The following is a 9,981-nucleotide window of genomic DNA, read 5'->3' as shown; positions in this document are numbered from 1 at the left end:
CGAGTACGCGGACACCGTGGTCGGCGCGATCGGCGACCGAACCAATCTCATCGTCGTCGCGCAATCGCTCGGCGGCTTCACCGCCCCGCTCGTCTGCGACCGGGTGGCGGTGGAACTGCTCATCCTGGTCGCGCCCATGATCCCCGCGCCGGGAGAGGCGCCCGCCGCCTACTGGGCCCATACGAGATATAACGAGGAGGTACGGGACCGATACGACGATACGATCGCCCTGTTCTACCAGGATGTCTCGCCGGAGCTGGCCGCCGAGGCGCTGAACCGAGCGCGCAGCCAGTCTGAGGCCCGGATGGGGGAACCGTCGCCGCTGCGGGCTTGGCCCGGCGTCCCCACGCGGGTCCTGATCTGTCGCGACGACCGTCTGTTCCCCCCTGGTTTCCTTCGCCGCGTCGCCCGAGAGCGCCTGGGCATCACCCCCGATGAGATCGACGGTGGGCACACCCCCGCGCTGAGCCGCCCGCGCGAGCTCGTGGACCGCCTCGACGCGTACGCCGCCGAGCAAGGACTGCTCGGCGGTCACTAGCCGGCATCGTGGCCTGCCTTCCTTCCCATGCGCTCAGGATTCCTGCCGGTCTCCGGCGGGCTAACCGGCCCAGGGGGCTGAGTAGCGGGGGGCCATTCATGATGAATGCCGGTGACCAACAGCGCCCAGTCGGCCCCGGGCCGCCGTGAAGGGACCGCGATGCGACACGCCGCAAGCTACGACGCCGAACTACGGCGGCATAACGAGGTACTGCGCCCAGCGGTTGGCGTCCAGCTCCAGGACCACGTCCTCGACATCGGCTGTGGCACCGGGCAGACGACCCGACAGGCCGCGCGTACGGCCCGGGCGGGCAGTGCGCTCGGAGTCGACATCTCGGCGCCCGCGATCAAGCGCGCCCGCGAGCTGGCCCGGGCCGAAGGACTCCGCAACGTCACCTTCGAGCGTGCCGACGCGCAGGTCCACCGCTTTCCGCCGGAGGGCTTCGACCTGGCGATCAGCAGGTTCGGCACGATGTTCTTCGACGACCCCGTCGCCGCGTTCGCCAACATCGGGCGCGCGCTGCGCCCGGCCGGGCGCCTGGTGATGATGGTTTGGCAGGCCCACGAGCGCAATGAGTGGGACGTCGCTATCCACCAATCCCTCGAAGCAGCCGAAGGGCCAATGGCCGGTGCTTCCGGGAGACCGGATCCGTTCTCGCTCGCCGACCCGCCGACCGTGAAGGAGATCCTGCAGGCTGCAGGGTTCGCTGGCATCGCCTTCATTGATGTCCACGAACCGGTCTACTACGGTCCGGACGTGGCCGCCGCCCTCGACTGGGTCCGCGGCTTCACGTGCACCAGCGAAGTCCTGAAGCGGCTGGATCCCGCCGCCGCGACGCGCGCGGACGAGCGTCTACGCCAGGCGCTCGCCGCGCACCTGAGCGACGACGGTGTCTGGTTCAACTCCCGCGCCTGGATCATCACCGCTCATCGCCACCGAGCGGGACCACGACCGCGCTCACTCAGTTGATCAACCCGAAAACTGTCAGCACCATCGCATAACCTGACCAGGAAGCCGAAACACGCCCATCGATTTACACCGGATCTCGGACTCCACCTCGGTGCACTGCGGTCGCGACGTTGCTGTACTTCTGTGCTGCGCTTTCGGAGCCTGGCATTTGGCTATGCCCCGGGATACCAGGGTGCCGGTTCTGGCTCGGGCAGGTCGCGGCGGGGCTCGGTCTCAGTCAGCTCGACGCGGTCCTGAGGCGAAACTCGTCCAGGCAGTTCGCCGAAGCGGACGTGTCGAAGGAACGCAAACTCTTCGTCAGAGAACCGCTCCGTATGACCGTGATCTTCCGTCATGGCCGCCTCTCCGGTGATGGCTCGATTGTCGCGCTACCCGGATGCCCTCACTAGAACAATAGACCACCATGACTAGCTAGCCGAAGGCGCTTCCAGCCATCCCGTCTGCCTTCGTCCACACACCGTGGGGCGGACAGGGCGAGGATGTCTCGATCTTTGTAGAACTTTGAGAGTGGCGGTCCCCCGCCCGTGACCTGCCGAGTGGTGGGTGTCGGGCAACCGCCAAGTCGCTGCGACGACACGGGAAGGGGACCGCTGTGAGCAACATCTACCAGAGCAAGACGGCCGAGGCGAGCCCGACACCGTGCCTACCTGGCCCTCGCATGAACGGCCAAACAAGACACCACCTTTTCCCGCCGCAGCTCGACCGTTCCGCTCCATTCGTCGCCGACCACGACTTCGGTGGCATCTTCAATCTCACTGTCTTCGCCACCATCGCCCGCGCTCGGCAGGCTCCAGCTGAGCCGGCCGGTCATCGCCCGCACCCACGAAATCGCGTGCACCCAGCAGGTCGGGGGCTCGTCGAAGCGCTCGGCAACGGGCGGGGGCCGTGGTGCAGCCGCACCTAGACCGAGATCGCCATCCACGAGGTGGCTCAAGGTGGCGATCGGGCCGAAGGTCCCGATGAGTGGACGCCGCGCCGGTGGGTATGGAACACACAACTTCGGGCCCAAAGTCCCTGTTGTTCTTCGACGTGGCGTACAAGCCTCGGTCGTGATTGACCGGGTGACGGCGACCGCAAGGAGGCTGGCGATGGCGTTCCGGTACCGGGTCGACGCCGGGCGGCAGAAGCGGCACACGCTCAGCAATCAGCGCCACAGCGACGCACTGGCGTTCGGCGGGGATCGGACCGGTCGGCAAGGACGGCGCGCGCACTGCCAACGCCGACCCGTTACACGTGCGCGGATGGGCCTGAGGCGGGTGTCCGTGGCGCAGCAAGCGGATCGAGTGCAGGCGGCGCGGCTGGAACTGCCGCGCGGTCCGCCCTGGATGCCAATGCTCCGGCGCACCGCCGTCATTGCCGACGTCGGCCGGTTTATTTGCCGCAGACACCGCACGTGCGACCGCCACAGCCGGGATACCGATCGACCGTCGTGGCGCGCCACCGCCGGTCATGGGATTCACCCGGCCCAGGTGATGCCTGCACTGACGTGGACGGCAAACGCAGCGGTCATCTGGGGCTGCAGTGCCATTGAGCAATCTGTTCAGCCGCGATGAGCCATCCGCCGACAGAGGCGCGGCTCAGACCGGCAAATCGATGCAATCCAGGGAGGAACAATGGACTACTCCGCACGACTCGACGCCTTTGAGCAGCGCGTCACGGCGGCCAAGGCGGCGGTGCAGGCGGCCGCCACCGAGTCCCGTGAGCAGATCGGAAAGCGAGTCGACCAGGCCCAGGCCGACCTCGACCAGGCCGTCAAGAACGCACAGCAGCAGGCCGACCAGGCCGCCTCCAGCGCACGCAGCAAGTGGGCGCAGACCAGGGCCGATGCCGCGGCCAAGAGGGAAGACATCAAAGCCAAGATCGACAAGCGGAACCGGCAGATGGACGCCAAGGTCGCCGCCAGCGACGCGGACTGGGCCGACGCTGACGCGGCCGACGCTATCGATTTCGCAGAGTGGGCATTGGACAACGCGCAGCTGGCCATGTTAGACGCCATCGACGCCCGCGCCCACGCCGCCGAGCTCGCGAAGGCGGCGGGCTCCTGACCGGCCGGTACGGCGGGTCACTGCACCACATATGAGCACCAGTTGTGAGCGGCCGCGCGGCGGGCTTGTAGACATGGGATCGGGCCTCCGCGCGGCCGCAGGGAGAGCAGGAAAGGTTGGTGTGACAAGCGATGTGAGGCGCACGGACGACCTGCCGGGCCGCGTCCGGACCGGGATGCGGGAGGTGTCCGCCGCCTGGTGGTGGTTCCTGGTTCTCGGGATCCTGTGGACCGGCCTGGGCATGTTCGTGCTGTCGTACCGGGTGGGCAGCCTCGCCGTAGTGGCCACGCTCGTGGGCGTGACTTTCCTGTTCGGCGGCATCGCCCAACTAGTGGTGGCCAGCCGGGTCCACAGCTGGCGTTGGCTGTTGATCGTGGCCGGGATTCTCGGCATCGCCGCCGGGATCATCGCCTTCGTCTGGCCAGACGTCACGCTGTACGTCGTGTCGATCCTGGTCGCCTGGTACCTGATCATCTTCGGCATCGTGCACTTGGTCAGCGCGCTCGCCGGGCCCAAGGCGCCCTGGTGGTGGACCGGGCTGCTGCTCGGGATCGCCGAGCTGGTGCTGGGGGTCTGGGCCGTACACTCCTGGCAGCGGTCGCTGTGGACGCTGGTGACCCTGGTAGGGGTGTGGGCCATCTTCCACGGGGTGAACGAGATCTTCGCCGCCTTCGCCGTACGCCAAGCCGGCAGGCGGGCGGAGCGGCTGATCGCATGATTGGTCGCCCGGGTGAGCATGGCGACGGCCGTCGATGCGCCAGGCGGCCAACGCCGCGCCCGCCCTTGCATTCCGAGGTTTACCCTCGACCGCCTTCGGGCCGGCGGACGGCCAGCGGCGGCCGAGGGTGCCAACTGCCGGGGCGTAGGAGGGAGCCGCGATGACGACGCCGGTGCGTGGCTGCAGCGTGGATCACATGGGTTGGCTGAGTGGGTTGCACGCTCTGGTCGATGCCGTGAACCAGGCCGTGTACGAGGCCGTCGTGGGTACGGCGACGCCCTGCCTCGACCGGCTGTGGTGGGCGTGTCGAACGCGGCGAACTATTCGCGGCTGTGGCTGGTGACCGACGCCGCCGTGGCCGCCGGTCGGGGTCGGCGGGCGGCCTGCCAGGGAGTGCTGGCCGTCGCGCTGACCTCGGCGGTGGCGAACCTAGGCCTTAAACCCCCTCGCTCGCCAGCAGCGACCCGCCCGGTCGGAGGACCCTCCGGTGCCGGACTCCCGCTGGATACGGCGGCCGGTCTCCACGTCGTTCCCTCAGGCCACGCGGCCTCCGCGTTCGCATCGGCGATGGGGCAGGCAGCGTCCACTCTTCGGCTGCACCTGCACGTGGCCGCCGCGACCGTCGCCTACCCACCCACGGGTTCACCCGGGTGCGCACCACTCGTCCGACGTCGCTATCGGGGCAGTCACCGGCAACCTCTGCCGTGGGGCGGTGCGGCATCTGGCCCCGCGCGCGGCGACGTTGAGGTGATCGCGATGGCGAACGGCGGTGATCAGTTGTCCGCCGAAGTGACGGTGGCGGTGATGAATCCGCGCTCCGGCGGCGGGAAGATGGCCCGCTTCCGGCTCGTGGAGCGGGCAGGCGCGCAGGTCAGGCTGACCGACCCGAGCCAGGATGCGGCGTCGCTGGCCAGGATCGCCATCGCGGAAGGAGCGAGGGTTCTCGGCGTCGCCGGCGGCGACGGCACGGTTTCGGCGGTGGCCGCGGTGGCCGCCGAGGCGCAGCGGCCGCTGGTGGTGATCCCGGCCGGGACCCGCAACCACTTCGCCCGGGATCTCGGCCTGGACATCACGGATCCAGCGTCCGCGCTGGCCTAGCAGTCGGCGGCAGACGCGTTGGCAACGGCAGGTCAGTGCGGTCGATGCCGGTGCTCGTTGTAGTGCGCGACGTACTCACCCAGGACAGCCAGGCGCTGATTCCAGGTGGCCGGCGCGAAGCTGCCCCAGAGGGCGGTCAGCGGCTCTCCCAGCTCGTCACCGCTCACCTCGGCGAGGGCCGGTCGGTGCCGACGGGGCCGGGGATGCGATCCAGCGCGCGCCGTAGGTGCGGCGGGACGTGGGCTTGCGGCAGCAGGCCGAGGGCTTGGACCCTTGAGCAAGACTCCAGCTGGCCCACGCCAACCCGTCGGAGTGGGCGACGCGGCTGTACCAGACCGCGTCCCGGGTCGGCCGGGCGCACATCACCTCGGTGATCAACACGCTGGTGCTCGCGTACGCGGGTATCTCGCTGCCGCTACTCATCCTGCTGGCCGCCGGCAACTCGCCGCTGGGGCAGGTGCTCACCACGCAGATGTTGGCCCAGGAGATCGTCCGCAGGCGTCGTCGGCACGATGGGGCTGATGGCCGCCGCGCCGATCACCACCGCGCTGGTCGCTATCGCGGCGCGGCGTGCCCCGGAGAGGGCCGACGACAAGGCGCCGAGACGGGAACGCCACGCTGGCGGAGGTCGAGCTTCGCGAAGGAGGTCCGCACCGGCGGGTGGCTGTCAGCCCCGCCCGACGAGGTCGCCCACCTCGGTCCGGGACGAGACGCCCAGCTTCCGCAGGATGTTCGAGACGTGAACGGCGGCGGTCTTCGGTGAGATGTAGAGCCGCCGGGCCAGCTCCGTGTTGGTCAGCCCGTCGCTGATCAGCACCGCCACCTCCCGCTCGCGGGGTGTGAGCGCGGCCGGGCCGGTGACCGTGGGCGGCGCGTCGACCGGAGCCATGCCCAGCTGGGCGCGGACCTGGGCGAGCTGGGCCACCCGCCAGCCGCGCCACTCGGCCAGCAGGGACGCGGCCGCCTCCACCTGCGCGGTGGCCTCCACGCGCCGGTCACCCGCGAGCAGGCAGCGGGCGGCGCCGACGCGTACGGTGCCGCGGGTCGCCGGCCCCAGGATGTGGGCCTCGGCGATGGACAGGTAGCCGGCCAGCGCCTCGGCGTGCTGGCCGCGCGCCTCCGCGAGCTGGGCGTCGACGAGCGTCCGGTAGGCGTCCCAGACGTCGGCGTCGAGCAGCGCGGCGGCCATCTGGTCGACCCGGTGCGCCGGCAGGCCGATCTCCAGCGCGGCGGAGATCAGGTCGTGGGCTTGGTCGCCGCTGCGCCACGTCTGCTCGGCCAGGGCCGCGATGAGCTCGTCCAGGGTCGCCTCGGCGCGCGGGAGGTCGCCGCGGCGGCAGGCGAGGTGGAACGCGAGGCCGGGAATCGTGGTGGGCGGGTTGTTGGGCAGCGCCGCCAGGTCGGTGATGAGCTGCTCGGCCCGGCCCAGCTCGCCGGCCTCCAGGTAGAGCCCGGCGAGGAAGACCCCGTGGTAGTCGGCCCAGCGGCCCCGGCGCTGGTAGCCGCGGTCCTGCTCGCGCCCCTCCTCCAGCGCCGCGATCGCGGCGCGCAGGTCACCGGCACGCATCGCGAGCCGGGCCCGGCCCTGGAAGTACGCGGCCACCGCGAGCGACTCGAAGCCGGCCCGCTCGGCGTCGACCCGCATCCGTTCCAGGGTGGCGGCGTGCTCGGCCGGCGAGGTGGGCGGCTCGCCCTGCACCAGGGTGTTGAGGGCACGGGCGGCCAGCACCCACTCGCCCGCCTTCTCGGCCTCGTCGACGAGGCTGGACAGGATCTCCCGGCCGTCGGCGGCGCTCTGCGGGCGCTCGGTGAGCGTCGAGCCTTTCTCCACCAGCGCGGCCAGGCGCACGGCCGGCAGGTCAAACTCGTCCGCCAGCGCCAGCGCGCGGTCGGACCAGAGCAGCGCGGCGTCGAGATCGTCGCGCAGGTACGCCGACTGCGCGATCGCGGTCATCGCCCGCGCCTGGTCGGCGCCGGGCGGCAGCTGCGCGATCAGGGTCTCGATGTCGTGGGTCAGGGCGCGCATCTCGTCGGTCTCACGGGACTCCCACGCGATCCGGACCAGGAGGTACAGCGACTCGGCCCGGTCGGTCGTGGTGGTGGCAAGGTCCCGCCAGCGCCGGCCGTACCGCAGTGCGTCATCCAACAGCCCGGCCAGCCACGCCGCCCGGGCGGCGCCGGCGAGCAGGTCGGCGTCGTCGGGCACCTCGTCGAGGCCCATCTCGGCCAGCTGCAGGGCCTGATAGGCCGAGCCGATGGAGAGGTAGAGCGCGGCGCCGCGGCGGGCCGCGGCGACCATGTCGTCGTACCGGCCGGCGCCGCGGGCGTGGTGCGCCACCATGGCCGGGTCGGAGGCGCCACCGCTCAGGAGTACGTCGAGCGCCGCCTCGTGCAGCCGGCGGCGCTGCCGGCCGAGCATCTGGTCGGCGATCGCCTCGCGCACCAGCGCGTGCCGGAACGCGAACTCGTCCTCACCGGACTCGACCAGGACGCCCCGGGTGACCAGGTAGCGCAGCACGGCGATGAGCTCGTCCTCGCCCGCACCGGTCACGCCGGCGAGCAAGTCGAACGGGATGCGGTGGCCGAGCACGGCGGCCGCCTCGACGATGCGCTGGCTGACCGGGTCGAGGTCGTCGACCTGGCGGCGCAGCACGTCGGCGAGGCTCCACGGCAGCGGCTGCTCGACCAGCGCCTCTACGTCGTACCCGGGCAGCGCGCGCAGCAGCTCCTCCACGAAGAACGGGTTGCCCCCGGTGCGGTGGTGCAGCGCCGTCGCGGCACGCAGCGGCGCCGGAGCGCCGGTGGCCACCGCCAGCAACGCCGCGGTCTGCGAGGGGGTGAGACGATCCAGGCGTACGTGGGTGACGGCGTGCCGGCGTTCCATCCGGGCCAGCAGACCGGCAACCGGTTGGCGGCGGGTCACCTCCTCCGGCCGGTAGGTGCCGATGAGCAGCCACGGCCCGAGCCGGTCGGCGATCCGCTCGAACAGCGCCGCGCTCTCCGAGTCGGCCCAGTGCAGGTCTTCGAAGACGATGACCGCGGCGGAGTCGCCGACCAGGTCGGCCAGGATGGCGAGGCCGGTGTGCAGGCGCTCGACCGGGCTGCGCCGCGGGTCCGCGAGGGCCGCCAGCTGCTCCTCGTCGACCGGGCGGCCGTCGATGGCGTCCAGGAGCACCTCGTACGGCCGGGCCAGCGAGCCGGGCTCCGCCTGGCCGACCAGCACCACGGTGTCTGCCGGCACAGTCGACAGCAGCTCATGCACCAGTCGGGTCTTTCCGATGCCCGGCTCGCCCGCGATGATCGCGACCGCCGGCTCACGCGCCGAAGCGAGCTGCGCCAACCGGCGCAGCTCGCTTTCCCGCCCGATCATCACCGGGCTGGCACCGCCGCGGATGGTTCGCACGACGCCAGGGTACCGGTGGGCTGTCCGCGGACGGCCGGGGCTTTCTTGCCCCGGCGGGCACGGAAGGCGATAGTGAGTAGGCGCTCCCTGTCGGCCTCGGCGATCAGCTCACGCCGACGTTCTTTCGCCTGAGCCAGCAACAGGTCCGGGTGCATCAACATGGCTTGTCTCCTTGTCAACCGCTGATGGATCAATCCTCGGTTCGTAAGGGAGCTGCCACATCGGAAGCACTTACCTATCTTCGCTGGTCAGGGGGTTTAGCAGGGCTGCGCCGGCCGCCTAGGCATACCTAGGCGACCGGCCATCACCTAGCTTCTCAGACCTGAAAAAGTGAGATCAACAAGGCTGGGTTAGGCGGCCGCCGCCATTTGAAGAACACGGGAGTCAGAAGATGTGAGAGCTTGATCGGAGACAGAGAAAGTGGTCATGTATCACGTTGCGTCACCGCTGACGCCACCGCCCTCGACGCGGCAGATGAGCGCGCGGTTGGCGCGACCGCCCGACGCTTGGCCTAGCTGAGATGTGCGCAAGCGTCGACTGACCGGGATCGAAGACCACGAGATCGCCGACGAAGTCGTAAGGGCGCGCTCGCCCAGCGGCTGTGAGGACGTTCCGGTGCGTTGTCTCGCGAACGGATCGATTCAGCCTCGCCGTCGACAACGCTCCGGGCACGCTACTGGGCGGGCTCATCGAGCAGCCGCCGATGCAGCTCGGTGGTCATGGTATGGATCGCGCGAGTCAGATCCGTGTTGGTCTTGAGTTCCAGTTCCTGTTCGTTGAAGTCATGATTTGCCTTGGCCTGTTGGAAGTCTGACTGCCGGTTCTGGCCGATCATGACAAAGGTGGACAGGAAGATAGCCTCCAACGACACGATCAGTGTGAGCTTCGGCCACGGGTCGGACTCGATGAACAGCATCCAGATGCCGAACAGCGCGGCGTGAATGTAGACGCATCGACCCCGCGAAGGCGGTAATCGCGTCCGCGATCCGCAGTTGAAGGTCCGCCGCCCGTTGAGCCTGATGCGCGACGACGACGGGATGCTGCGGGCGGCTCTCTGGCTGCCGATGATCAGAGCGTAGGCACAAAGGTGTGAAGGTGCCGGTGCACCGTCAGGGTGTTCGTCGCGACCGCAACACCAGCGCGGCGGTTACCGCCAGGATGATCGTGCCGATGGACTCCACCACCAGCGTGGTGGGTACCAGTTTGAAGC

General features: G+C 69.9%; 11 protein-coding genes. 7 read left to right on the top strand and 4 right to left on the bottom strand.

Annotated features, from left to right (window positions below; genetic code table 11):
* Together VGR06_RS43615 and VGR06_RS43610 are read left to right on the top strand one after the other, a co-directional pair.
* A partial coding sequence (locus tag VGR06_RS43615) for an alpha/beta hydrolase (RefSeq protein WP_327565159.1) occupies positions 1-538 on the top strand: 538 nt, incomplete at its 5' end.
* A 111-nt stretch (positions 539-649) separates the two neighbouring features.
* Positions 650-1,507, top strand: coding sequence for a class I SAM-dependent methyltransferase (locus VGR06_RS43610; protein ID WP_327565158.1), 858 nt, complete (start codon positions 650-652; stop codon positions 1,505-1,507).
* A 643-nt stretch (positions 1,508-2,150) separates the two neighbouring features.
* On the opposite strand, the gene VGR06_RS43605 is transcribed toward VGR06_RS43610, so the two are convergent.
* Entirely contained in the window at positions 2,151-2,318 is a 168-nt protein-coding gene (locus VGR06_RS43605; RefSeq protein ID WP_327565157.1) for a hypothetical protein, read from the bottom strand.
* A 277-nt stretch (positions 2,319-2,595) separates the two neighbouring features.
* Here VGR06_RS43605 and VGR06_RS43600 point away from each other — a divergent pair, with 277 nt between their 5' ends.
* The 4 genes from VGR06_RS43600 to VGR06_RS43585 all read left to right on the top strand — a co-directional run bounded on the left by VGR06_RS43600 (position 2,596) and on the right by VGR06_RS43585 (position 5,368).
* Entirely contained in the window at positions 2,596-3,060 is a 465-nt protein-coding gene (locus tag VGR06_RS43600) for a hypothetical protein (RefSeq protein WP_327565156.1), read from the top strand.
* A gap of 60 nt (positions 3,061-3,120) precedes the next feature.
* Positions 3,121-3,552 carry a hypothetical protein gene (locus VGR06_RS43595; RefSeq protein WP_327565155.1) on the top strand — a complete coding sequence of 144 codons (432 nt, stop codon included), beginning with the start codon at positions 3,121-3,123 and terminating at the stop codon, positions 3,550-3,552.
* A 121-nt stretch (positions 3,553-3,673) separates the two neighbouring features.
* A complete protein-coding gene (locus VGR06_RS43590) occupies positions 3,674-4,270 on the top strand; it encodes an HdeD family acid-resistance protein (RefSeq protein WP_327565154.1) in 597 nt (198 codons plus the stop codon).
* Between the two features lie 756 nt (positions 4,271-5,026).
* Complete coding sequence (locus VGR06_RS43585) at positions 5,027-5,368, top strand: acylglycerol kinase family protein (protein ID WP_327565153.1); 342 nt, start codon at positions 5,027-5,029, stop codon at positions 5,366-5,368.
* A 32-nt stretch (positions 5,369-5,400) separates the two neighbouring features.
* Here the strand turns inward: VGR06_RS43585 and VGR06_RS43580 are convergent, their stop codons facing one another.
* Positions 5,401-5,535 carry a hypothetical protein gene (locus VGR06_RS43580; protein ID WP_327565152.1) on the bottom strand — a complete coding sequence of 45 codons (135 nt, stop codon included), beginning with the start codon at positions 5,533-5,535 and terminating at the stop codon, positions 5,401-5,403.
* 122 nt (positions 5,536-5,657) lie between these two features.
* Here VGR06_RS43580 and VGR06_RS44240 point away from each other — a divergent pair, with 122 nt between their 5' ends.
* The gene (locus VGR06_RS44240) at positions 5,658-6,131 is read left to right on the top strand and encodes a YibE/F family protein (protein WP_414637467.1); all 474 of its coding nucleotides are present in this window, start codon (positions 5,658-5,660) and stop codon (positions 6,129-6,131) included.
* On the opposite strand, the gene VGR06_RS43570 is transcribed toward VGR06_RS44240, so the two are convergent.
* Entirely contained in the window at positions 6,036-8,771 is a 2,736-nt protein-coding gene (locus VGR06_RS43570; protein ID WP_327565150.1) for an ATP-binding protein, read from the bottom strand. The two genes, VGR06_RS44240 and VGR06_RS43570, sit on opposite strands and share 96 nt — an antisense overlap.
* A 673-nt stretch (positions 8,772-9,444) precedes the next feature.
* Positions 9,445-9,687, bottom strand: a complete 243-nt coding sequence (locus VGR06_RS43565) for a DUF1003 domain-containing protein (protein ID WP_327565149.1) — start codon at positions 9,685-9,687, stop codon at positions 9,445-9,447.
* Positions 9,688-9,981: the final 294 nt, after the last annotated feature.

It is taken from the genome of Actinophytocola sp. (genome assembly GCF_036002505.1).
Lineage (GTDB): Bacteria > Actinomycetota > Actinomycetes > Mycobacteriales > Pseudonocardiaceae > DASYTH01.
This window is presented reverse-complemented; position numbering and strand designations above follow the sequence as displayed.